1 protein-coding gene is annotated in these 352 nt (G+C 55.4%); it reads right to left on the reverse strand.

Features of this window, described 5'->3' with window-relative positions; genetic code table 11:
* The coding region (locus ACV22W_RS33680; RefSeq protein WP_448023858.1) for a transposase at nt 1-301 on the reverse strand (301 nt) is incomplete at its 3' end.
* Nucleotides 302-352: the final 51 nt, after the last annotated feature.

Raw genomic sequence — 352 nt, forward strand, 5'->3', positions numbered from 1 at the left:
CATACAGACGCGCCCAACGGGCCACGCTACCCGCATCACGAATGTCATACAGCGCCGAGACTTCACGCAGAGACAACTCATCGCGCTGCATATGCTGCAACACCCGCAGCTTGAATGGTGCGTCGTAGCTGCTGTATTTGCTCCGCAGTGCCGCACTGCCATGCAAGCGATACGCTGCGACCCAACGCTGCAGCATACCGTGATGGATTCCGTGACGGGCTGACAATGCGTCAAAACCGATATCGCCACACAGATACGCGCTGACAACCTGTTGCTTGAACTGCTCGTCGTACTTCGTCATGAAAAACACCCCAAAGGTTGGATCGGTATCCAACTTTTGGGGTGCAGTTCA

The sequence above is a fragment of the Burkholderia sp. AW49-1 genome (assembly GCF_053427845.1).